Raw genomic sequence first — 21,421 nt, forward strand, 5'->3', positions numbered from 1 at the left:
CGGGCGGCCCACCGTTTAAACCGTGAGGGCGAGACTGCAAGGCGCCCCGCCGCTATGACGGCTTTCGATGAACGAGCTCTGGACCCAGCATGGCAAGGTGCGCGCGCGTGAGGCGGACGGCGTGCTGGAGGTGGTGGTCGACGGGCTGACCACCCAGGCCAAGTACTACAAGCCGCTGATCTACGAATTCTTCCGCAAGGCGTGGCGTGGCTCGCGGCCCAGCTGGGGCGATTTCTCGGTCGAGATCGGCATGGAGTATGTGGGCGAACCCCCGTGGCTCGACCTCGACAACCTGGCCAAGGCGCTGCTGGACGCCATCAAGGGCTACGCCTTCCACGACGACGCCCAGGTGGCGCGGCTGCTGGTGGAGCGGCGTCCGGGCGAGCGCGAGCGGATCACCATCCTCGTGCGCAAGCTGTCGTGAAGCGCGGGCTGGCCTGAAGACTCCGCGGCCAAAAGAAAGCCGGCCGCGCCCGGGGTGTGGGGCGCGGCCGGCTCGTGTCCGAACCTCTCGTGGAGAGGCTCAGCGATACTGTTGCAGGCGCGTCGTACGGAGGCCGGGCATCCCATGCCGCTCGATGGAGCGCTGCCAGGACAGGAACTCGTCGTTGGTCAGCGAGTACCGCTCCAGCGCTTCCTCCAGCGAGATCAGCCCGCCACGGACGGCGGCCACGACCTCGGCCTTGCGGCGGATCACCCAGCGGCCCGTGTTCGGCGGCGGCAGGTCGTTCTTGGTCAGGGGCGCGCCCGTGGGGCCGATGACATACGCCTCGCCGCGGCTGTTCGTGCGCGTCTGTTGTTGTTGAAGCATCGGCTTTCTACCGCCTCACCGTCACTGTCTTGCGGGCAGCATAGGTCGATGCTCCTAACGGCCGCTGAATCGCCTTAGTAAAGAAAGTCCTAACCATGCGATCCCCCGTGTACCAAATTAGTACAATAGAGTTCATGTGAAAATTTCGAAGTTTGTTAAATTCTAATATTACCTCTTGATGTTTATAAGTTCTTCCAACATCTGATCTGCGGTTGTGATGATCTTTGAAGACGCTGAGTAAGCCTTCTGCGTCTGGATCAGTCCGGTGAACTCGGCCGACAGGTCCACCGTGGAGGCTTCGAGGCTGGACGGCGAGATCTGTCCCGCGCCGCCGACACCCGCTTCCTTGATCGTCATCTCGCCAGCGGCGAGCGTGGTCCGGTAGGCGTTGCCGCTCACCTGGGTGAGGCCGTCGGGATTCGGGAAGGTGGCGATGCCGATCTTGGCGACTTCGCGGATCTGGCTGTTGTCGTAGATCGCCGAGACGATCCCGTTCTCGCTCACCTCGATGGCGACGATGTTGCCGACGCCGGCGCCGTTCTGGCCGATCGAGTTGACCGTCGAGGTCTGGGCGTACTGGGTGATCTTGTCGAGGTTCAGACTGACGGTCTGGGCGTCGATTCCCAGCCCGTCGCTCCACTTCGGCTGCGCGCCGCCCGAGGCGTCCAGGACGATCTCGGGAGTCGCGCCGGCGGCGCCGAACAGGGTCGTGTTGGTCAGGTCGATGGAGCCGTCGGCGTTGAACATCACCTGGCCGGCGGCGATCTGGCCGGGGCGTCCGGCCACGTCCACGTCGCTGGCGGGGACGGCGTAGATCTCGGCGTGCCAGGTGTTGCCGGTCGGCGAGTCCGCCTTGAGGAACGCCATGTTCACCTTCCGGGCCCCGCCCTGGGAGTCGACCAGGTTCAGCTCGATGACGAAGTCGGGCCGGGTGCCCGTGGACGGATCGTCGGCGTAGTCGGCCATCGAGGCGACGGTCGTGCCGTTGTAGGTGGCCTCGGCGGCCGAGATGACGCCTGCGGCGTTCAGGTTGGCGTTCACCGTGGTCCGGGTCGTCGGCGCGACGGCGGCCCCCAGGTTCTTCACGTTGATCGACTGCATGTTGTTCAGGTCGGACGGGTTGACGTTGTAGGTCCCGTCGGCCTGACGCGGCCAACCCTGCAGGTAGAGGTTGGAGTCGTTCACCAGGTAGCCTTCGGCGTCGACGCTGAACGAGCCCTGGCGGGTGAACGACCGGGCGTCGCTGGCGGTCAGGCCTGCGCCCTTCTGGGCCACGACGAAGAAGCCGTCGCCCGAGATGGCGAGATCGGTCGACGAGCCCGAAGACTGGATCAGGCCCTGCTGGCTGACGAACTGACGGGTGATGCCCTGGACGCCGCCGGCCGAATACTTGCCCTTCACGGACTGGGCCGTGACCACGTTGGCGAAGTTCACCTGATTGCGCTTGTAGGCGACGGTGTTGACGTTGGCGATGTTGTCCGAGATCGCGGCGAGGGCCGAGGAATTGGCCACCAGCCCCGAGACGCCGGCGAGCATGGCGGAATTGATGCTCATGGTTCTGTTCCGTTCTTGTCCTTAGGCGGTTCCGCGTCCTGCGGAGGTTCGGCCGCTCAGGCCGCCGCTTGAGACGACGTTTCGTCGTCCGGGTTGTTGGGGGTGTTGCTGCTGGAGCCGGTCGAGGCCGTCGTGGTCTCGCCCGGCGCCGGAGTGGCGGGCGCCCGGATCAGGGTGATCTTCTCCCAGGGGATCTGGGCGCCGTTGATGGTGATGAGGGTCTGGCCGTCCACCTGCTGGACGCCGGTCACGACGCCCTGGGCCAGGACCCCGCTGGCGACGGTGGAGCCCTCGCTGTCCTTGGCGGTCACGCGCAGGCTGTAGATCCCGTCGGCGGCCTTGGAGCCGTCGGCGGTCTTGCCGTCCCAGATGAAGGTGTGTTCGCCGGCTGCGTTGTCGGTCGGCGCCACCGTCTGGACGATGCGGCCCTTGGAATCGAGGACTTCGACCTTCACGTCGTCGGCCGCCCGGTCGAGCTTGTACACCCACTCGGCCTTGCCGCCGGAAAGCGCGGACAGATTGGAGTCGGCGCGGACCTCCTTGCCGATCAGGCTGACCGCCGTGGCGACGCCCGAGCCGGTGTTGGCGACCAGCTTCTCCAGGAGATCGTTGGTGAGGAGCTGCTGCTCGACCCCGGTCATCTGGACGAGCTGTTGCGTGAACTGGGTGGAGTCCATCGGCGACAGCGGGTCCTGGTTCTTGAGCTGGGTGGTGAGCAGCGTCAGGAACGTGTCGAAGTTCTCGGCGAGGCGGGTGCGGCCGGTCGCCGAGGCGGAGGCGGCGGAGGAGACGGCGTCGACAGCCATGGGTCAGATCCTCAGGTCCAGGCCGGCGTTCACGCCCTGGCGCAGTCTCAGCGCCCCCTGGGTCGCGATGTCGGCGGCGTCGCCGGCGGTTTCGAGCGCGGCGCGGAAGGCCCGGCCACGGAAGTTCTCACCAAGCTCCGAGCGGGCGTCCTGCCAGGCCTGACGACCGCCGCCCTGATCCTGGGCGACGTCGAAGCTGAGGCCGCCTGCGACGTCGAAGCCGGCCTGTTCCAGCGCCCGCTGGAGGTCGGTCGCGCGGGCCTTGAGATCCTGCGCCGCCTGGGGGTTGTCGAAGGCGAGCGCCGCGGTCAGGCGGCCGTGGGCGCCGATCTCGACACGGACGTCCACCTTGCCGAGGCCCTCGGGGTTCAACTCGACGTCGAAGCGCGTGGAGCGGCCTTCGAGCTTCTTCGCGATCTGGGCCGCCAGATTGGCCACAGTCTCGGGCGAGCCGCGGACCGGCGCCGGTGCGGGTGCGGTCGAGGGCGTGGCCTCGGTGTGCGCGGCGGCCCGCGACGCGACGGCCGGAGCCGTCTCGGACGGCTCGAGGAACGGGCCGGCGTCCTGGGCGGCCGCGTCCTGGCCGGCCCCATCGGAAGCTGTCGCGTCGGCGGCGGCCATCGTGGCGGCGGTCAGGGCGTCGGACTTGGCGGCCTTTTCCGCCGCCGCCTTCATGCCCTCTCGGGTCGCCGGTGCGGGGGAAGCCTCGTCGGTCGCCGCGCGTCGATCGGCGCGGGCGGCGCGCGGCGCCGTCGCCGGTTCGGACCGGGAGGTCGCCTGTGCGGCGGCTTGCGAGGCGGCCAGAGGCGGGGCGTTCGGGGATGCAGCGTCAGGCGCGGCGGTGGACAAGCCCGTGGCCGGCGTCGTCGGCGTGGTGACGGGCGGGAGGCCGTCGCCGACCGGTGCGGTCTGGGCCGGCGCCGTAGGCGCGGCGGCGGCCGCTCCACGCAGAGTGGCCTGGGATCCCGCCGGCGCGGCGGCCGCGGTTCCGGTCCGGAGGTCCGGGGCGGTGTCGCGGGCCGAGGCGTCTTGCGTGAGGTCGGCCGTCGCGGCGGGGTCGGCAGCGCCCGTGGTCTCCCCGGCCGGCGCGGCCAGGGTGTCGGTGGGCCAGGCCGTGGCGGCGGCCGGCGGAGCCGGGGTGCGGGCGGCGGCGTCCAGGCTGGTGTCGGCCGCGGTCGGCGCGGCGGGCGGCGGGGCTGGCGGAAGCGGGACGGCGTCGGCCAGGCGGAGGTCGGGCGCTGTCGCTTCCCCGGCCACAAGATCGTCGGCGAGACCGTCGGCGTCTTCCGACCCCGCGACGCCGGTCTCCGGCCGGGTGTCGGTGTTCGGCGCGAGCGTTCCGGTCTGCGCGGCGACCGGTGAGGCCCGGGCGCCCGGGTCCTGCGGGAGCTGTCCCGGCGGGAAGAGGGCGGCCATGAGGGCGTCGAAGCCTGTGCCGACGGTCGCGCCGGCGGCGTTCAGCGCACGGGCGTCCGGAGCACGGGCGGCCGACGTCGTCATCGAGGCGGAATTGAGCGCGGACGCGGTCATGGCGGCGGAAGCGGCACTTCGGTGTGAGGGAAGCGCGTCCTGCGCCGGGCTCATTCGACGAGGACCGGAGCAATGCCGGCGCCAGTTCCAGATCGTGTTGATTTATATGAATAAACGCCAATCTTGCCGCGATCGAAGGCAGCCGCGATGGCGGATTTTGCCGAGCCGAAGACGCCCGGCTGGGGCGTTAACTGCCGTGTGGGGCCGGGTGGTCCTCAAGCCCGCGCCGAGGAAGAACGCCCCGCGACGTCCGCTGTGGACGTCGAGGGGCGAGGACGGCCGCCAGAGGCGGCGAAAGGACGTCAGGCGGCGGCGCGGACCAGCATCTTGCCGGTGTTGCGACCTTCGAACAGGCCGACAAGGGCCTCCGGCGCGCGCTCGAAGCCGTCGAGGATGGTCTCCTGGTACTTGATCCGGCCGTCCTTCAGCCAGCCGGTCATGTCGCTCTGGAACCGGGCGTTCAGGTGAGGGAAGTCGGTGGCGACGAAGCCCTCCATGCGGACGCGGCTGTAGATCATGCTGGAGAGGTTCTTCACACCGATGCGGTCGCCGTTGTAGGTCGAGATCATCCCGCACACGGGGATGCGGCCGCGGACGTTCATGCGGGGCAGGACGGCGTCGAGATGGTCGCCGCCCACGTTCTCGAAATAGACGTCGATCCCCTTCGGCATGGCCTCGCGCAGCGCCTGGGCCAGCGGCTGTTCGCGGTAGTTGACGACGGCGTCCAGGCCGACCTCGTCACGCAGCCAGGCGGCCTTGTCGTCCGAGCCTGTCGAGCCGGCCACATAACAGCCCTTGATCTTCGCGATCTGGGCCACGACCGACCCTACCGCGCCCGCGGCGGTGGAGACGAACACCTGCTCGCCGTCCTTGAGCGCGCCGACCTCCAGCAGGCCGCCGTAGGCCGTGATCCCCGTGCCGCCCAGGGCGTGCATGTAGACGCTGAGCGGCAGGTCCGGATCGGGGCTGAGTTTCAGCAGGCCGCGGCCGTCCGAGACGAACCGCTCCTGCATGCCCATGGCGTGGCGGATCACGTCGCCTTCGCGGAAGTCGGGGTGGCGCGACTGGACCACGCGGGCGATCCCGCCGCCCAGCATGGGCGCATCCAGCGCCTGGTCGGCGTCGAGGCGCGGCCGCATGTAGGGATCGACCGAGACGTACAGGGCCTGGAGCTGGACCTGGCCGTCGGCGGCGTCGGGCGTCTCCACGCCGACGACGGCGAAGTCGTCGACCTTGGGCGCCCCCTGCGGGCGGCGGACGAGGTGGATCTGGCGGCTCTGAGTCATCCTTGGGCTTCCGTTCTGGGCGTTTCCGTTGCGGGTCCGACGGTTGATCGACGACGGTGGAGCCGCCTCGGACGCCTCGCCCCTGGGGACTCGACGGTCAGACCTTCAGCACCAGCTTGCCCACCTGCGCGCCGCCGAACAACAGGCGGAGCACCTCGGGAAAGCGTTCCAAGCCTTCCTCCACATGCTCGTACGCGGCGATTTCGCCGCGGCTCAGCCAGCCGGCGAGGGCGGCCCGGCCCTCGGGATAGCGCCCGGCGAAGTCGTAGACGGAGAAGCCCTCCATGCGCGACCGCGTCTCGAGCAGCCTGAGGTAGTTGCGGGCGCCCCTCAGGTTTCCGATGTCGTTGTAATCGGCCACGAAGCCGCAGACGGCGATGCGGGCGCGGTGGCGCAGGCTGAGCAGGGCGGCTTCCAGCGTGGGGCCGCCCACGTTGTCGAAGTAGACGTCGATCCCCTCGGGCGCCAGTTCGGCGAGGCGGTCGCGGACGTCCTCGGACCGGTAGTCGATGCAGGCGTCGAAGCCGAGCGCTTCGACGACGTGGGCGCATTTGTCGGGCCCGCCGGCCACGCCGATGACCCGCGCGCCGCGCAGCCGGGCGATCTGGCCCGCGACGCTGCCCACCGCGCCCGCCGCGGCCGACACCAGCACCGTCTCGCCGGGCTTCGGCGCGGCGATGTCCAGCATGCCGAAATAGGCGGTGAGGCCGGTCATGCCGAGCACCCCCAGGTGGCGGGGCAGGGGAAAGGCGGGATCGACGGGGCTCAGCACCTCGCCCGGCCCGGAATAGTGGCTCTGGGAGCCCAGCGGCCCCTCGACGGTGTCGCCCTCCCGGAAGCCCTCGGCCCGGCTCTCAAGCACCACCCCGACGCCGCGGGCGCGGACGACGTCGCCGATCGCCGCCGGCGGCAGGTAGGCGCCGCCCGCGTCCATCTGGGCGCGCAGGGACGGGGAGACCGAGATGTAGCGGTTGGCGACCAGCACCTCGCCCGGCGCGAGCGGGGCGATCGGCTCCTCCTGGACGTCCCAGTGCTCGGGACCCGGCAGGCCTGTGGGGCGCGCCTTGAGGCGGACGGCGGTTCTGACCCGGGTCATCGCCCTAGCGCCCCACGGCCAGGTTCATGCGGCGGGCTCCGTTGGCGGCGACAAGGCCGGCGATGTCGTCACCGGCGTAGTCGGGATCGGCCGACGCGCCGAACGCGGCCAGGACCTCGGCGAACTGGGCCTCGGCCATCGTCTTCCATTCGGGATGGGTGACGATGAAGAACTCGCCGGCCTGGATGGCGCGGACGACGAACTCGCCGATCTTCTCGGGCGACATCCCGCCCGCCAGGACGCCGGTCATGTTCTGGGCCGTCTGCGCCGCCCGGCCATGTTCCGGCGCCACCGGGCGCAGCCGGGCGGTGGTGGCGACGATGCCGGTGGCCGACATGCCGGGACAGAGGACCGAGACGCCGACGTTCGTGTCGGCCAACTCGTTCCGCAGGGCCATGGCGATGCCCAGGGTCGCGAACTTGGACGATATGTAGGCCACCGAGATCGGCGGCGGCACGATGGCCACGAGGGATGAGGTGAGAGCCACGTGGCAGGGCTGGCCGCTGGCCTTCATGGCGCCCAGGAAGGTGCGGCAGGCGTAGAGATGGGCATGGGCGTTCACCGCGTAGGCCCAGCGCCAGACCTCGGGGTCGTAGGTCTCGAACGCGCCCGAGCCGCCGCCGACCCCGGCGTTCGAGAACAGCAGCCGCACCTCTCCGAACCCGGCCGCGGCCTCGCCGGCGCGCGCCCAGCCGGCCTCGTCGGTCACGTCGAGGGCGAGGCCCAGGGCGTCGGTCCCTTCGCGGCGCAGCCCGGCGGCCGCGGCGGTCGCCCCGGCGGCGTCGATGTCGGCGAGGATCAGGCGCGCGCCGCGGCGCGCCAGCGCCTGGGCGGTGGCCAGCCCGATGCCCGAGGCGGCCCCCGTGACGAAGGCGACCTTGTCCTCGAGGTCCTGCATTCGGCGTCTCCCTGGGCGTTCCCGCGGCGCCGTTTCCGCGCCTTGCCGGCGACCCTAGGGCGGGGGTCGATCATGTCAACGAAGTTTACGGTTTTGCGCGCCGGCGAGGTTGCAATCGGGTCGGACCTGACCTTTAGTTAGATGGCTAAGTGATGATCCGCGGCCCACGCGGACGGACGCCCGGGAGGATGCATGGCGACCCAATCCGCCGACTACGGCCTTGCTGCGCTCGCGGCGCGCGCCGAGATCTCCGACGTGATCCATCGCTACTGTCACGCCACGGACCGGCGCCGCTGGTGGCTGATGGACACGGTCTTCCACGAGGACGCGACCTGCCACCTCTCGGTGATCGGGGGATCGTGGCGCGAGTTCGTCGAGCAGGGCGCCGCGCTCCTGGCGCCGGTGGGCGTGACGCACCATCAGGTGGGCAACATCCAGATCGCGCTGGAAGGCGATGTCGCCCACGCCGAGACCTATATCACCGCCTTCCACCAGGTGCCCGCCGACGCCCCGCCGGGCGGCCCGTTCGGCGGGACGGGCGAGGCCTACGATGCGATCTTCGGCGCGCGCTACATCGACCGCTTCGAGCGCCGCGGCGGGGTCTGGCGCATCGCCGAGCGCCGTTCGGCCGCTGAGTTCCGCCATTATCAGCCGGTGAACGAGGGCGGGCTGAGCGAGACGCCGATGCGCTTCCGCGGGCAGTGGGGGGACGACGACGTCTCGCTGCCGGTCGTGGCGGGGTGGCGCGGCGAGACGGCGCCGCGGAAGCCCGACACGCTGGAGGAACTCGCGGCGCGGGCCGAGATCGCCGACGTGGTGAACCGCTTCTGCCACATGGTCGACCGCCATCGCTGGGAGCTGGTGGACGACGTCTTCCATCGCGATGCGACCAGCCGCTTCCTGGAGGCGGTGCGGACGATCCCGCAGGTGATGGAGAGCGCCCGCACCATGCTGGGGCCACTCACCGGCACGCACCACCAGACCGGCAACATGCTGATCACGGTCGACGGCGATCAGGCCTGGGCCGAGACCTATGTGACCGCCTTCCACGCGGTGCCGACCACCGCGCCGCAGACGTTCTGGGGTGGGCGCGACGAGCCGTACGAGGGCGTGGCCGGCGGCCGCTACATCGACCGCCTGGAGCGGCGCGACGGGCGCTGGAAGATCGCCGAGCGGCAGACGCTGGTCGAGTGGCGGCACGACCGCCCGGTCCGGGACGGCACGCTCGGACAGACGCCGCCGCAGTTCCGCGGCCAGCGCGGCGACGCCGACGTCTCGCGCCCGGTCGTCGCGGCGCTGCTGGATCGCAGGTAGGCGGCGCGCGGCGTCGATCAGGAGGAGAACAGGGTGGCGGGACGTCTGGCGGGCAAGGTCGCGATCATCACCGGTACGGGCAGCGGCATGGGCCGGGCGGCGGCGCTGATGTTCGCGCGCGAGGGCGCGAAGGTCGTGGGCTGCGACATCAATCCGGCGGCGGGCGCCACGGCGGACGCGGTGGCGGCGGCGGGCGGCGAGATGGTCTCGCTACAGCCCCTCGACCTGTCGGTGGCCGAGGGCGCGGACCGCCTGGTGGCCTTCGCGCTGGAGCACTACGGCCGGATCGACGTGGTCTACAACAACGCGGCGATGGCCTATTTCGCGTTCGTCGCCGACATGGACTACGCGACGTTCAACAGGACCCAGGTCGAGGAGGTGGACATCATCTTCCACCTCTGCCGGGCCGCCTGGCCGCACCTGATCGCCGCCGGCGGCGGCTCGATCATCAACACCGCCTCTACGGCCGCGAAGAAGGGCTCCACCGGACAGGGGATGCTGGCGCATTCCGCGGCCAAGGGCGCCGTGACCGCCATGACCCGCCAGTACGCCTGCGAAGGCGGGGCTTACGGTATCCGCGCCAACACCATCTCGCCGGGCATGATCCGTTCGGCGCAGACCGAACCCCTGATGCGCCAGCAGGGCTGGACCGAGCGGGCCATCGCGCGGCAGCTCGTCAAGCGGATCGGCGAGCCCGAGGACGTGGCGGCTGCGGCCCTGTTCCTGGCCTCGGACGAAAGCGCCTTCATCACGGGCGCGGACATCGCCGTGGACGGCGGCGGCATGGCCAACTGAGGAGGCGGGCGATGAACAATCTGGAACTGCTGAAGCGCATCTACGCCAAGGACCGCGAGGCCCTGTGGGGCAACATGCGCGACGACTTCACCGTACATTCGCCCGGTCAGAACATCCTGGCGGGGACCTACGTCGGCCCGGCGGCCTTCAAGGCCCATATCGAACGCATCCACGCCCTGACCAACAACACCTTCCACGAGTCGTTGCAGGGAACGTTCTTCGCCGACGATACCTGGGGTCTGGTCGTCCACCGCATGACCGCCGAGCGGAACGGCAAGACGCTGGACACATGGGGCTTCGGCCTGTGGCGCTTCGAGGACGGCAAGCTCACCGACCACTGGGAGAGCGTCGGCGACCAGGCGCACTGGGACGACTTCTGGTCCTGACGGCGGGGATCGTCAGCGCCGCGGGTCGCGGTCGGCGGGAGGCGACGTGACGCCGAAGCTGCGGTGCATGTTTTCGCCGAACAGGTTGGACCACTGCTGCGGCGTGAGGGTCGGACGACGGCTTTGCAGGTTGGGCGCGTTGCGGGTCTCGACGCCCCGCTGCACGGCCGGCCGGGCGCCGACGGCGTCCACCCAGCGGCGGACGTTCGGATACGGTTCGAGATCCAGGCCGATCGCGTAGGTGGCGCGCACCCACGGCCAGGCGGCGATGTCGGCCACCGAGTACTCGCCGGCGAGGTAGTCGGCTTCGCCCAGGCGGGCGTCCATCACCGCGAGAAGGCGCGCCGCCTCGGCGCCGTATCGGGCGACGCCGTAGTCCTGGCCCTCGGGCGCGTAGCGGATGAAGTGGTGCGCCTGGCCGTGCATCGGTCCCAGACCCGCCATCTGCCACATCAGCCACTGGTGGGCGAGCGAACGGCCACGGGGATCGGCGGGCGTCAGCGCCCCGCCGGCCTTCTCTGACAGGTAAAGCAGGATCGCGCCGGATTCGAACACGGCGAACGGCTCTCCGCCGCCCGGCGGCTCATGATCCACGATGGCGGGCAGCCGGCCGTTGGGGTTGATGCGCCGGAACTCGGGCGTGAGATGTTCGCCTTCGAGCATGTTGTAGGGGATGAGGCGGTACGGCAGCCCGACCTCTTCCAGCATGATCGTCACCTTGTTCCCGTTGGGCGTGGGCACAAAGTGGACGTCGATCATGGGGCTTCGGCTCCTCGAGAAATGAGCGGCGAGGCTGGGGGCGGCGCGCGGGACGCGCCGCAGAACTTCACGCCCGCTTCGATCGCGATGTTCCGCGGCGGTTCGACCCAGTAGAGGGCCCGCGAGACGGTCGTGACCGGAACCGGCAGGCGGAACGAGCCGCTGGTGGTCAGTTCGTTGGTCAGGTTGGTGCCGACGAGGGCCACGTGCCACTGCTTCTCGGGCGGCGACAGTTCGATGCGGGCGTCCACCTTGGCGTAGCCCTTCTGGCGACCGTACAGCGGGCTCTGGTCGTCGGAGTTGAAGTACTTCGAGCGACCCGCCACGGCCACGGTGGTGGTCATTTGCAGGTTGTCGCTGACCTCGGCCACGTAGCGCGCGCGCACCGTGCCGCTCCACTTCGAGATGTTGGGCAGCGGGGAGCCGCGCAGGTTGTTCGCGGTGACGCTGGCCGGAACCGAGGGGTTGCACTCGGTGAGCGGCTGGCTGGCCAGGCACTGCGCGCCCGGGTAGTCGTCGTACTTCACGTCCTGATAGGCGCCGGTCGCGTTGATGTCGAAGTTGTCGGTGGGATACCAGGTCATCGACAGCTCGACGCCCTTGCCGCTGGCCTTGGCCGCGTTGCCGACGATGTAGCTCTGGACGTTGGAGTTGTAGGTCGAGACCTGGAGGTCGTCGAAGGTGGTCTTGTAGATGGCGCCGTTCAGCACGAGGCGGCCGTCGGCCAGGGTGCTCTTCACGCCGGCCTCGAAGTTCTCGGACTTCTCGGGCTCGAAGACGAAGGTCGCGTTGGTGGTGGCGTAGGTGTTGCTGACGAAGCCGCCCGACTTCGAGCCCTGGCCGTATGTCGCATAGACCATGACGTCGGGCGTCACGTCGTACTGGACGGTGATCGAGGGGTCGACGTCGCCTTCCGAGATGTTGGCGTTCGCGGATGTGATGGGGCGGAAGGGGAACGGACCCAGCAGCGAGCGGACGCTGAACGCGCCCCGCTTCTTGGTGTGCGAGTAGCGCAGGCTGCCCAGGACGCGCAGCGAGTCGGTGGCGTGGAAGGTGCCCTGGCCGAAGACCGACCAGGATTCCGACTGCTGCTTGAAGTGGCTGTACATGATGAACTCGCCGAGGGCGGCGATGCCGTAATAATTGTACTGGTCCACGACGTACTGGGCGTTGTCGTAATAGGCGCCGAGGATGTACTCGAGGCGCTGTCCGGTCGGCGATTGCAGGCGGAACTCCTGCGACCACTGCTGGAAGTATTCCGGATAATTGTTCGAAACGGTGTGGGGCGTAACCCCGCCGCCGGGGATCGTCTGGTCGAAGTCGTTGGTGTGCTTGGCTTTGAACGACGAGAAGCCCGAGACCGAGACGAAGCTGACCGCGCCGAGGTCCAGGGTGCCGGTGCCGGCCACGTTCCAGGCGATGGTGTCGAAGCCGGCCTCGCCCAGCGGGCCGTCGGTGGTGAAACGCGTCTTCCGCGGCGTCTGCTCGGTGGTCAGCAGGCCGGCCGCGGTGACGTTGCCGCGCTGCCGCGACTGGCTGAACTCGACCTTGCCGACGTAGTCGAACGCCTCGTTCGCGACGTAGCGGGTGGTGAGGCGCGCGAGGAACTGCTTGTTGGTGAGTTCTTCGCGGCCCTGGCCCGCATTTTTCATGTACCCGTCCTGGTCGCGGGCCTTGATGGCCAGACGCGCGCTGAGCTGTTCGGTCAGCGGACCTGAGACGTAGCCGAACAGCTCGGGGCCGTCCTGGTTGAAGTGGTAGATGCCGGTGGCCGAGGCCTCGAAGGTGTCGGTGGGCAGGGCCGAAACCACGCTGATGGCGCCGGCGGCCGTGTTCTTGCCGAACAGGGCGCCCTGCGGGCCACGCAGCACCTCGACGCGCTGCAGGTCGAAGAACGGGGCCATGAACTGGCGGCCCCGTCCGGCGTAGACGCCGTCGACGTAGAGGCTGACCGCCTGGTCGAACGAGTAGTTCTGCGATGGCGAGCCGAAGCCGCGGATGTAGATGACGTCGTTGCCGCCGATGTTCTGGACGTTCATGTTCGGCACGCTGACCTGCCGGAAGCCTTCGGCGTGGAAGGCCTCGAGCGCGCTGGCCGAGACCACTTCCATCGAGATCGGCACGTCCTGCAGGTTCTGGGCCCGCTTCTGGGCGGTCACGACCACCTCGCCGACAACGCTGGCGGCGGTCTCTTCGGCGGCGAGGGCGGCCGTGGCCAGTCCGCTCGCCAGCATGGTCGTGGCAAATAGAATCCGGGCGTTCATCGCCGCCTCCCCCTCTGAAATTCGTGCCGACGTTCTCTGGTCGACCTTGTCCGCGTCCGGCGTTTCCGACGCGGCGTTCCGGTCCTGAAGGGGGCCGGGTCCGGGCGGTCACGCACCGATAATCCTTAGATGTATAATTAGATTACTAAGTGTTTCTGTCAACAGATCCCGCGCCGGGTGTCCGGAGGGACGCCCGGTTTCGGGCGGGTGTGGCTATTTTGCCGCTTCGAGCTGTCGGACGGGCGCCTTCAGGACCACCGGGCGGGACTTGCGGCCCTCGGCGTCGACCGCTTCGTGCGCCACGTCCTTCTCGGTGAATCCCGTGTGGGTCCAAGAAGCGAATTCCAGCATCACCCCATCGGGATCCCAGAAGTAGACCGAGCGGACGAACACGTCGTCGGTGACCTCGGGGCTCACCTGGTTGGGCGAGTTGTCGTGGTTCAGCACAGGGCCGGTCTCGATGCCCTTGGCCTTCAGCTTCTCGACGTACGCGTCGAACTTGTCGGCCGGGACGTTGAAGGCGATGTGGTTCATCGAGCCGTGGGCCGAGCGGATGTCGCCGCCACCGGGAAGCTGCGCCGGCGCCGCGACGCCTGGGGCGGCCGCAGGCGAATCCGGGAACCAGAAGAAGGCCAGCGAGTCGCCGTTGCCGATATCGAAGAAGAAGTGCTGGCCCATGCCGTTCGGCAGGTCGATGGTCTTCACCAGCGGCATGCCGAGCACGTCGCGGTAGAACTCCACCGTCTTCGCCATGTCCTTGCAGACCAGGGCGAGGTGGTTCACGCCACGGATGTCGAACTCACGATTGGCCGGCTGGGCCATGTCGTCCTCCCGGGTTCGAGCCGACGCTCGATCATTGTGATGCGAAATTAAACGCCCGTTGTCGGCGTTCGTCAATTTGATTGACGGTCTGCATCGCGCGTCCCGGGAAGGCGGCATTACCTCTACGGGCGAGGGCGCGCGGCTATCCCCCGATCTCCCGCCGGACGATGGCGGCGCCGTCGGCCATCGCCTTGAGCTTGCCGAATGCGACCTCGCGGCTCTGATACTTCATCCCGCAGTCGGGGGCGACGATCAGCCGTTCGGCGTCGATGTGGGGCAGCGCCTCGCGGATTCGCGCGGCCACCGTCTCGGCCGTTTCGACCTCGGGATCGTTGAGGTCGATCACGCCGTACATGATGTGCTTGGTGGGCAGTTCGCGCAGGATCGAGGGGTCCAGCCGCGGCTGGGCGGCCTCGATCGAGATGATGTCGACGTCGGAGGCCTCGAGTTCCTCCAGGAAGGCGTAGCCGCCGGGCTTGGAGGCGCCGCGGTGGACGTGGGCGTAGCCGAAGCAGATGTGCAGGGCCGTGAGGCCGGACAGGCCCTTCACGGCGCGGTTGATGGCCTCGATCGCGAAGCTGCGCGCCTCGTCGGCCTTGGCCTGAAGGTAGGGTTCGTCGAGCTGCACGATGTCCACGCCCGCGGCGAAGAGGTCGCGCGCCTCGGCGTTGACCGCGTCGGCGTAGTCCAGCGCCAGCGCGCGGGCGTCGGGATAGTGGTCGTTCTGGGCCTGCTGGGTCATGGTGAAGGGACCCGGGATGGTGATCTTCACCGGCCCGCCGGCCCGCTGCTTCAGGAAGCCGGCGTCCTGCGCCTCGATGGGGCCGGCGCGGCGGATTTTCCCGGCGACGCGCGGCACCGGGTTCATGGCGCCGGTGCGGTCCATGGCCATGCCGGGCGGATCGGTCTCGATGCCCGCCAGCGCCGTCGCCAGCCGGTTGGAATAGCTCTCGCGCCGCATCTCGCCATCGCCGACGATGTCGATGCCCGCCAGCTTCTGGTCGCTGATCGCCACCAGCGTCGCCGCCTCCTGGGCGTCGGCCAGCTGCTGCGGGTCCTTGATGCGCCATAGCTCCTGGGCGCGGACGCGGGGCGGCAGGCGGGACTTCAGGCCTTCCCGGTCGATCAGCCAGTCGGGCTGCGGATAGCTCCCGACGATGGTCGTCGGCAGCAGCGGAAGGCCTGGAAGGAGCATGGGGCGACCCGAACAGTTAGTATTCTAAATGTATTCGGTAGGAGCGGCGCCGGAACGTGTCAACGGCTCCGCAGACCGGCGGTGTTCGCCGGAGGGAGGCGTCCTGGCCGTCTGGGGACCCAGGCGCCGTCGCGGCGTCCGAAGCGCGGCGCGAACATCGGCGAGCCCTCGGTCGGCCTGGAGGCGTGAGCCGGCCTCAGGCGTCCGGGCCGAAGCGGGCGATCAGGTTGAAGACTTCTCCGGGGAAGATCTGCGTCACCCGGGTGACGTGTTCTCCGGTCCGCCAGGTCTTCCGGTCGACCACCAGACAGGCCGTCCCGGGGTCGAGCGCGAGGCGGCGCGAAATCTCCGGGTCGGCGTTCACCGCGCCGATGCGGCTCTCGGCCTCCGTCCAGGCGATGTTCTCGAGCAGCCAGGCGCCGGGCGGACGCTCGGTGAAGGTGGCGTTCGCCATGTCCGGCGCCGCCTTCAGGCTGACCAGGCGGCGTTCGAGCGCGAACGGGCGGCCCGCGGCGTCGTGCACGCCTTCGAGGTCGAGCAGCCGGCCGCCGGCCGCGAGCGCCTGCTCGTCGGCGTCGCCGCGGCGCGGGCCCCGGATCCGGCGCGAAAGAAGGCGGAAGGTGTAGGCCTCGCCGCGCGCGAGCACGGCGGACTGTATGTCCGGGATGTTGAGCACCGGCGCATGCATCTTCGGCGGGGCGACGAACGACCCCGCGCGCTTCCGCCGGACGATCAGGCCGGCGTCGGCGAGGGAGGACATCGCCTTGCTGACGGTCATCCGCGCACAGCCGTACTCGGCCATCAGTTCGGTCTCGAACGGAACCCGGTAGCCCGGCGGCCACTCGCCCGAGCGGATGCGGGATTCGATGTCCCCGCGAATTCGCTGATGCAGCGGCCGCGACGCGGTCAATCCAGTAGCCTCCTCAGCGCGAGCCGGTAGCGTTCGACGAACTCGGCGCGCCGCACGTGCCGACCCTCGCGCACCACCTGACGGCCTCGCCGCCATACGCCGTCGACGGCTTCGCGGCCGGCCGCGAAAACCCAGCTGTCGAGCAGGGCGTCATCATGGCGATTGAAGAGGCTCGGATGATTCTCGTCGAGAGTCAGGAAGTCGGCCGGAGCCCCGGGAACGAGCCCGGAGTCGGCGGCGAGCGCCTGGGCGCCGCCCGCCAGCGCCTTCTGGAACAGGCTGACGCCGGTCGAGGCGCCCGGCGCGTCGGCGAGCACGTTGCGTCCCTTGATCGACAGGCGTTGGGCGTACTCCAGGCTACGGAGCTCCATCGCGGCGTCGATGTGGATGTTGGAATCGGTTCCCAGGCCGAAGCGCCCGCCGGCGTTCAGGTAGGCCTCGCTCGGGAACACGCCGTCCCCCAGATTGGCCTCGGTCACGGGGCACAGCCCCGCCACGGCGCCGCTCCCGGCGAGCGCGTTCGTCTCGGCGGCCGTCATCTGGGTCGCATGCACCAGGCACCAACGGGCGTCGACCGGCGCGTTCGCGATCAGCCACTCCACCGGCCGCGCGCCCAGGGCGGCGACACAGTCGGAGACCTCCTTGTCCTGCTCGGCGGCGTGGATATGGACAGGCGCGTCGCCGGCGGCGTCGAGGAGAACGGCGAGTTCCTCGGGCGTCACCGCGCGCAGGCTGTGGGGGGCGATCCCGACGCGGGCGTCGGGCAGGCGCCTCGCGGCGTCGCGGCCGGCGTCCAGCAGGCGCGAGAAGCTGTCCAGCGTATGGATGAACCGGCGCTGGCCGGGCTTGGGCGGCGCGCCGGCGAAATCCGAATGGGCGTAGAAGACCGGCAGCAGGGTCAGGCCGATCCCCGTGTCGGACGCGGCGGCCACGATGCGGTCGGTCAGCTCGGCGGGGTTGTCGTAGGGCGCGCCGTCGGGCGCCTGGTGCAGATAGTGGAACTCGCCCACGCGGGTGAAACCGGCCTCCAGCATCTCGGCGAACGCCAGGTCCGCGATGGCCTCGACCATGTCCGGATCCAGCCGGTCCAGGAACCGGTACATCACCTCGCGCCAGGTCCAGAAGGTGTCGCCGGCCGGGCCACGCACCTCGGCCAGCCCCGCCATGCCGCGCTGGAACGCATGGCTGTGGAGATTGCAGAGGCCGGGGAGGGCGACGCCATGGCGGAGGTCGCCGGACCGCACCGCGACGCCGGCCTCGACGGTCGCGACGATCCCGTCGTCCACCCTCATCCGGACATCGCGCGCCCACCCGGTGGGAAGCAGGGCCCGGTCGAAGAAGAAATGCGCTTTGGTCACTGGACAATCCCCGGCGGATGAAAATATGTCTATACTTATTGGCGCGCGCTGCAAGAGGCGTGCAGGTCTGGCGGGGATGATCGGTTGCGCTGCGACAGGGTCTGGACGAACGCGCGACTGGCCACGCTCGCCCCGGGGCGGCCGGGCCTCGGCGTGGTCGATGGCGGTCTGGTCGCGGCGTCCGGGGGTCGGATCCTCTATGCGGGCGCGGCCGATGGCGCGCCGGGGTTCGAGGCGGCCGAGGTCGTCGATTGCGGCGCGCGGTGGATCACGCCCGGCCTGATCGACCCTCATACCCATCTGGTGTTCGCCGGCGACCGCGCCCACGAGTTCGAGCTTCGTCTGAACGGGGCGAGCTACGAGGAGATCGCCCGGGCCGGGGGCGGGATCGTCTCGACCATGGCGGCCACCCGCGTCGCCGACGAGGCGGCGCTCCTCGCCGCGACGCTGCCCCGCCTTGACGCCCTGCTGGCCGAAGGCGTCGCCACCGTCGAGGTGAAGTCCGGCTACGGGCTCTCGCTCGAACATGAGCTGAAGTGCCTTCGCGTGGCGCGGCGTCTCGGCGAGGCCCGTGGGGTGGACGTGCGCGTCACGTTCCTCGGCGCCCATGCGGCGCCGCCCGAATTCAGGGACGATCCCGACGCCTACGTCGACCTCGTGTGCGACGAGATGATCCCGGCCGTGGCGGCCGCCGGCCTTGCCGACGCGGTGGACGCGTTCTGCGAGACCATCGGGTTTTCGCCCGATCAGGTCCGACGGGTGTTCGCCGCCGCGCGGGCGCACGGCTTGCCGCTGAAGCTGCACGCCGAGCAGTTGTCGGATCTCCAGGGGGCGGCTCTGGCGGCCGAGTTCGGCGCGTTGTCGGCCGATCATCTCGAGCATCTCACCGAGGCGGGCGTGGCCGCGATGGCGCGCGCGGGCACGGTGGCCACCCTGCTCCCCGGCGCCTTCTACTTCACGCGCGAGACGCGGCGTCCGCCGATCGAGGCGCTGCGCGCGGCCGGCGTGCCGATGGCGCTGGCCACAGACTGCAATCCGGGCACCTCGCCGCTCACCTCGCCGCTGATGGCCATGAACATGGCCGCCACCCTCTTCCGGATGACGGTCGAGGAATGCCTGGCCGGGTTCACGCGCGAAGCGGCGCGCGCCCTGGGCCTGCTCCACGACACCGGCTCGCTGGAGGCCGGCAAGCAGTGCGATCTGGCCATCTGGGATGTCGAGCGACCGGCGGAGCTCGTCTATCGCATGGGCTTCAACCCGCTCCATGCGCGCGTCTGGAGGGGGCAATGACGGTGACGGTCCTGCGTCCGGGCGAGACGGCGCTTTCTGCGTGGAGGGCGATCTACCGCGGCGGCGCGGCGGCGCTCGATCCGGCGTCCCGCGCGCCGATCCTGGCGGGCGCCGAGGCGGTGCGGCGCATCCTGGCGAAGGGCCAGCCGATCTACGGCATCAACACCGGCTTCGGTAAGCTCGCGAGCGTCCGGATCGACGCTGCCGACCTCGAAACCCTGCAGCGGAACATCGTCGTCTCGCATGCGGCCGGCGTGGGCGATCCGTCGCCCGAGCCCGTCGTCCGGCTGATGATGGCGCTCAAGCTCGCGAGCCTGGCGCAGGGCGCCTCTGGCGTGAGGCTCGAGACGACGGCGATGCTGGAGGCCATGCTGACCCGTGGACTCACGCCGGTCGTGCCGTCCCAAGGCTCGGTCGGCGCCTCAGGCGATCTCGCACCGCTGTCCCACATGGCCGCCACCATGATCGGCGTGGGGGATATCCGCCTCGAAGGTGTCCGCATGCCGGCCGCCGAAGCGCTTTCCGCGGCCGGCCTGGCGCCGCTCACCCTTGGCCCCAAGGAAGGGTTGGCGCTGCTGAACGGGACGCAGTTCTCCACGGCGAACGCCCTCGCGGCGCTCTTCGAGACCGAGACCCTGTTCCAGACGGCGCTGGTCACCGGCGCGCTGTCCATGGAAGCGGCGAAGGGGTCCGATACCCCCTTCGATCCCCGCATCCACGCCTTGCGTCGGCATGCGGGCCAGATCGAGACGGCGGAAGCGCTGCGCCGCCTGATGGCCGGATCCGCGATCCGCGCCTCGCACCTGGTGGACGACGAGCGGGTGCAGGATCCCTACTGCCTGCGCTGCCAGCCGCAGGTGATGGGGGCCGTCCTGGATCTGTTGCGCCAGGCCGCGGCGACCCTGGCGACCGAGGCCAACGGCGTCACCGACAATCCGCTCATCTTCGCCGAGGGCGACGAGGCGCTCTCGGGTGGGAACTTCCACGCCGAGCCGGTAGCGTTCGCGGCCGACATGATCGCGCTGGCGATCTGCGAGATCGGATCGCTGGCCGAGCGACGCGTGGCCATGCTGGTCGATCCGGCGCTGTCCGGACTGCCGGCCTTCCTGACGCCGAAGCCGGGGCTGAACTCGGGTTTCATGATCCCGCAGGTCACCGCCGCCGCCCTGGTCTCGGAGAACAAGCAGCGCGCCTATCCGGCCAGCGTGGATTCCATCCCCACGTCCGCCAACCAGGAGGACCACGTCTCCATGGCCGCCCACGGCGCCCGACGGCTGCTGGAGATGGCGCGGAACGCCGGCGCCGTCCTGGGCATAGAACTGCTGGCCGCGACTCAGGGGTGCGACTTTCACGCGCCCCTGGAGTCCAGCGCGCCCCTCGAGGCGGTGCGCAGATTGTTGCGGAGCCGGATTCCGCATCTGGACGACGACCGTCACTTCCATCCCGACATGGAGGCGTCGAACACCCTGGTGATGTCCGGGGAGGTGGTGCGCGCCGCGGGCGCGGTGGCCCTGCCGGGGGTGGCATGACCGACTGGCTCGAGGTGCGTCGCGGCGAGGCGCCGCTGATCGTCAGCTTTCCGCATACCGGCATCGAAATCCCGCCCGAGCTGGAGCCCCGGCTGGTTTCGCCGTGGCTCGCGAGGAAGGACGCCGACTGGTGGATCGACCGGCTCTACGACTTCGCCGCGGACCTCGGGGCGACGACGGTCCGCACGCGGATGTCGCGCACCGTGATCGACGTGAACCGCGATCCCAGCGGCGCCAGCCTCTATCCGGGACAGGCGACCACCGAGCTCTGCCCGACCACCACTTTCGACGGTGAGCCCCTGTACCGTCCCGGGGGCGAGCCGGATCGGGCGGAGATCGAGGCGCGCCGCGCCACGTGGTTCGATCCCTATCACGATGCGCTCTCCGCCGAGGTCGAGCGGTCGAGGGCGATCCACGGCAAGGTGGTGCTGTACGAGGCCCACTCGATCCGGTCGGTGATCCCGAGGCTTTTCGAGGGCGACCTGCCGAACTTCAACATCGGCGACAATTCCGGTGCGAGCTGCGATCCCGCCCTGACCGCCGCCGTGGCGGCGACGTGCGGCGCGACGGCGTTCAGCCATGTCGTCGACGGTCGTTTCAAGGGGGGCTGGACGACCCGCCGCTACGGTCAGCCGGAGCTGGGCGTGCACGCGATCCAGATGGAGCTGGCCTGTCGCGGCTACATGGACGACCCGCCTGGGGCGCTGACCCCGGAAAACTGGCCCGCACCCTTCTCGGAAACCCGGGCCGCGCCCATGCGCGCGGCGCTGGTGAATGTTCTGAAGGCTTGTCTCGCCTTCGCCCAGTCTTGAGGCCTG

At 69.8% G+C, this 21,421-nt stretch carries 20 protein-coding genes; 7 read left to right on the forward strand and 13 right to left on the reverse strand.

Translation table 11 applies throughout. The features are described from left to right. Nucleotides 1–67 precede the first annotated feature (67 nt). A complete protein-coding gene (locus tag ABS78_RS05455; RefSeq protein WP_293375843.1) occupies nucleotides 68–424 on the forward strand; it encodes a RusA family crossover junction endodeoxyribonuclease in 357 nt (118 codons plus the stop codon). Nucleotides 425–523: 99 nt separating this feature from the next. On the opposite strand, the gene ABS78_RS05460 is transcribed toward ABS78_RS05455, so the two are convergent. The 7 genes from ABS78_RS05460 to ABS78_RS05490 all read right to left on the reverse strand — a co-directional run bounded on the left by ABS78_RS05460 (nucleotide 524) and on the right by ABS78_RS05490 (nucleotide 7,981). Further along, complete coding sequence (locus ABS78_RS05460) at nucleotides 524–811, reverse strand: DUF1153 domain-containing protein (protein WP_293375845.1); 288 nt, start codon at nucleotides 809–811, stop codon at nucleotides 524–526. 168 nt (nucleotides 812–979) lie between these two features. After that, the gene (locus tag ABS78_RS05465) at nucleotides 980–2,365 is read right to left on the reverse strand and encodes a flagellar hook protein FlgE (protein ID WP_293375847.1); all 1,386 of its coding nucleotides are present in this window, start codon (nucleotides 2,363–2,365) and stop codon (nucleotides 980–982) included. A gap of 56 nt (nucleotides 2,366–2,421) precedes the next feature. Further along, a complete protein-coding gene (locus tag ABS78_RS05470; protein WP_293375849.1) occupies nucleotides 2,422–3,171 on the reverse strand; it encodes a flagellar hook assembly protein FlgD in 750 nt (249 codons plus the stop codon). Nucleotides 3,172–3,174: 3 nt separating this feature from the next. Further along, nucleotides 3,175–4,701 (reverse strand): flagellar hook-length control protein FliK, encoded by a 1,527-nt coding sequence (locus ABS78_RS05475; protein ID WP_293375851.1) that lies wholly within the window; start codon nucleotides 4,699–4,701, stop codon nucleotides 3,175–3,177. A 302-nt stretch (nucleotides 4,702–5,003) separates the two neighbouring features. Further along, nucleotides 5,004–5,987, reverse strand: a complete 984-nt coding sequence (locus ABS78_RS05480; RefSeq protein WP_293375853.1) for an NADP-dependent oxidoreductase — start codon at nucleotides 5,985–5,987, stop codon at nucleotides 5,004–5,006. Nucleotides 5,988–6,084: 97 nt separating this feature from the next. Then, nucleotides 6,085–7,083, reverse strand: a complete 999-nt coding sequence (locus ABS78_RS05485; RefSeq protein ID WP_293375855.1) for an NADP-dependent oxidoreductase — start codon at nucleotides 7,081–7,083, stop codon at nucleotides 6,085–6,087. A 4-nt stretch (nucleotides 7,084–7,087) separates the two neighbouring features. Then, nucleotides 7,088–7,981 (reverse strand): SDR family NAD(P)-dependent oxidoreductase, encoded by an 894-nt coding sequence (locus ABS78_RS05490; RefSeq protein ID WP_293375857.1) that lies wholly within the window; start codon nucleotides 7,979–7,981, stop codon nucleotides 7,088–7,090. 192 nt (nucleotides 7,982–8,173) lie between these two features. On the opposite strand from ABS78_RS05490, the gene ABS78_RS05495 reads away from it, so the two are divergent. Genes ABS78_RS05495 through ABS78_RS05505 form a run of 3 tightly spaced genes read left to right on the forward strand, consistent with a single transcriptional unit; the run spans nucleotide 8,174 to nucleotide 10,476 of the window. Beyond that, nucleotides 8,174–9,295 (forward strand): nuclear transport factor 2 family protein, encoded by a 1,122-nt coding sequence (locus tag ABS78_RS05495; RefSeq protein WP_293375859.1) that lies wholly within the window; start codon nucleotides 8,174–8,176, stop codon nucleotides 9,293–9,295. Between the two features lie 33 nt (nucleotides 9,296–9,328). Continuing rightward, nucleotides 9,329–10,090: an SDR family oxidoreductase gene (locus ABS78_RS05500; protein ID WP_293375861.1), complete on the forward strand. Its 762-nt coding sequence runs from the start codon at nucleotides 9,329–9,331 to the stop codon at nucleotides 10,088–10,090. An 11-nt stretch (nucleotides 10,091–10,101) separates the two neighbouring features. Next, nucleotides 10,102–10,476 (forward strand): nuclear transport factor 2 family protein, encoded by a 375-nt coding sequence (locus ABS78_RS05505; RefSeq protein ID WP_293375863.1) that lies wholly within the window; start codon nucleotides 10,102–10,104, stop codon nucleotides 10,474–10,476. A 12-nt stretch (nucleotides 10,477–10,488) separates the two neighbouring features. Here ABS78_RS05505 and ABS78_RS05510 read toward each other — a convergent pair whose 3' ends face one another. The 6 genes from ABS78_RS05510 to ABS78_RS05535 all read right to left on the reverse strand — a co-directional run bounded on the left by ABS78_RS05510 (nucleotide 10,489) and on the right by ABS78_RS05535 (nucleotide 17,784). Beyond that, on the reverse strand, nucleotides 10,489–11,235 hold the full coding sequence (locus tag ABS78_RS05510; protein ID WP_293375865.1) for a glutathione S-transferase N-terminal domain-containing protein: 747 nt from the start codon (nucleotides 11,233–11,235) through the stop codon (nucleotides 10,489–10,491). Continuing rightward, entirely contained in the window at nucleotides 11,232–13,499 is a 2,268-nt protein-coding gene (locus tag ABS78_RS05515; protein WP_293375867.1) for a TonB-dependent receptor, read from the reverse strand. Before ABS78_RS05515 ends, ABS78_RS05510 begins: the two co-directional genes overlap by 4 nt. A 213-nt stretch (nucleotides 13,500–13,712) precedes the next feature. Continuing rightward, the gene (locus ABS78_RS05520; protein WP_293375869.1) at nucleotides 13,713–14,321 is read right to left on the reverse strand and encodes a VOC family protein; all 609 of its coding nucleotides are present in this window, start codon (nucleotides 14,319–14,321) and stop codon (nucleotides 13,713–13,715) included. A 142-nt stretch (nucleotides 14,322–14,463) separates the two neighbouring features. Next, on the reverse strand, nucleotides 14,464–15,516 hold the full coding sequence (locus ABS78_RS05525) for a hypothetical protein (RefSeq protein WP_293375871.1): 1,053 nt from the start codon (nucleotides 15,514–15,516) through the stop codon (nucleotides 14,464–14,466). A 196-nt stretch (nucleotides 15,517–15,712) separates the two neighbouring features. Beyond that, on the reverse strand, nucleotides 15,713–16,426 hold the full coding sequence (hutC, locus tag ABS78_RS05530) for a histidine utilization repressor (protein WP_293375874.1): 714 nt from the start codon (nucleotides 16,424–16,426) through the stop codon (nucleotides 15,713–15,715). Next, complete coding sequence (locus ABS78_RS05535) at nucleotides 16,423–17,784, reverse strand: formimidoylglutamate deiminase (protein ID WP_293375876.1); 1,362 nt, start codon at nucleotides 17,782–17,784, stop codon at nucleotides 16,423–16,425. Before ABS78_RS05535 ends, hutC begins: the two co-directional genes overlap by 4 nt. An 84-nt stretch (nucleotides 17,785–17,868) precedes the next feature. Between ABS78_RS05535 and hutI the strand changes: the two genes are divergently transcribed. Genes hutI through hutG form a run of 3 tightly spaced genes read left to right on the forward strand, consistent with a single transcriptional unit; the run spans nucleotide 17,869 to nucleotide 21,415 of the window. Further along, nucleotides 17,869–19,074 carry an imidazolonepropionase gene (gene hutI, locus ABS78_RS05540; RefSeq protein ID WP_293375878.1) on the forward strand — a complete coding sequence of 402 codons (1,206 nt, stop codon included), beginning with the start codon at nucleotides 17,869–17,871 and terminating at the stop codon, nucleotides 19,072–19,074. Then, nucleotides 19,059–20,603, forward strand: coding sequence for a histidine ammonia-lyase (hutH, locus tag ABS78_RS05545; RefSeq protein WP_293376329.1), 1,545 nt, complete (start codon nucleotides 19,059–19,061; stop codon nucleotides 20,601–20,603). Before hutI ends, hutH begins: the two co-directional genes overlap by 16 nt. Continuing rightward, nucleotides 20,600–21,415 (forward strand): N-formylglutamate deformylase, encoded by an 816-nt coding sequence (hutG, locus tag ABS78_RS05550; RefSeq protein WP_293375880.1) that lies wholly within the window; start codon nucleotides 20,600–20,602, stop codon nucleotides 21,413–21,415. The genes hutH and hutG overlap by 4 nt, the downstream gene beginning before the upstream one ends. The last annotated feature ends 6 nt before the right edge of the window (nucleotides 21,416–21,421 follow it).

The sequence above is a fragment of the Phenylobacterium sp. SCN 70-31 genome, assembly GCF_001724605.1.
In the GTDB taxonomy this organism is placed as follows: domain Bacteria; phylum Pseudomonadota; class Alphaproteobacteria; order Caulobacterales; family Caulobacteraceae; genus Phenylobacterium.

What these genes read in the sequence shown, in the direction of transcription:
- ABS78_RS05485 (WP_293375855.1), bottom strand. Translation starts at nt 7,083, where the DNA reads ATGACCCGGGTCAGAACCGCCGTCCGCCTCAAGGCGCGCCCCACAGGC.
- ABS78_RS05470 (WP_293375849.1), bottom strand. Translation starts at nt 3,171, where the DNA reads ATGGCTGTCGACGCCGTCTCCTCCGCCGCCTCCGCCTCGGCGACCGGC.
- ABS78_RS05480 (WP_293375853.1), bottom strand. Translation starts at nt 5,987, where the DNA reads ATGACTCAGAGCCGCCAGATCCACCTCGTCCGCCGCCCGCAGGGGGCG.
- ABS78_RS05510 (WP_293375865.1), bottom strand. Translation starts at nt 11,235, where the DNA reads ATGATCGACGTCCACTTTGTGCCCACGCCCAACGGGAACAAGGTGACG.
- ABS78_RS05465 (WP_293375847.1), bottom strand. Translation starts at nt 2,365, where the DNA reads ATGAGCATCAATTCCGCCATGCTCGCCGGCGTCTCGGGGCTGGTGGCC.
- ABS78_RS05490 (WP_293375857.1), bottom strand. Translation starts at nt 7,981, where the DNA reads ATGCAGGACCTCGAGGACAAGGTCGCCTTCGTCACGGGGGCCGCCTCG.
- ABS78_RS05460 (WP_293375845.1), bottom strand. Translation starts at nt 811, where the DNA reads ATGCTTCAACAACAACAGACGCGCACGAACAGCCGCGGCGAGGCGTAT.
- ABS78_RS05455 (WP_293375843.1), top strand. Translation starts at nt 68, where the DNA reads ATGAACGAGCTCTGGACCCAGCATGGCAAGGTGCGCGCGCGTGAGGCG.
- ABS78_RS05475 (WP_293375851.1), bottom strand. Translation starts at nt 4,701, where the DNA reads ATGACCGCGTCCGCGCTCAATTCCGCCTCGATGACGACGTCGGCCGCC.
- ABS78_RS05525 (WP_293375871.1), bottom strand. Translation starts at nt 15,516, where the DNA reads ATGCTCCTTCCAGGCCTTCCGCTGCTGCCGACGACCATCGTCGGGAGC.
- ABS78_RS05520 (WP_293375869.1), bottom strand. Translation starts at nt 14,321, where the DNA reads ATGGCCCAGCCGGCCAATCGTGAGTTCGACATCCGTGGCGTGAACCAC.
- ABS78_RS05515 (WP_293375867.1), bottom strand. Translation starts at nt 13,499, where the DNA reads ATGAACGCCCGGATTCTATTTGCCACGACCATGCTGGCGAGCGGACTG.
- hutG (WP_293375880.1), top strand. Translation starts at nt 20,600, where the DNA reads ATGACCGACTGGCTCGAGGTGCGTCGCGGCGAGGCGCCGCTGATCGTC.
- ABS78_RS05505 (WP_293375863.1), top strand. Translation starts at nt 10,102, where the DNA reads ATGAACAATCTGGAACTGCTGAAGCGCATCTACGCCAAGGACCGCGAG.
- ABS78_RS05495 (WP_293375859.1), top strand. Translation starts at nt 8,174, where the DNA reads ATGGCGACCCAATCCGCCGACTACGGCCTTGCTGCGCTCGCGGCGCGC.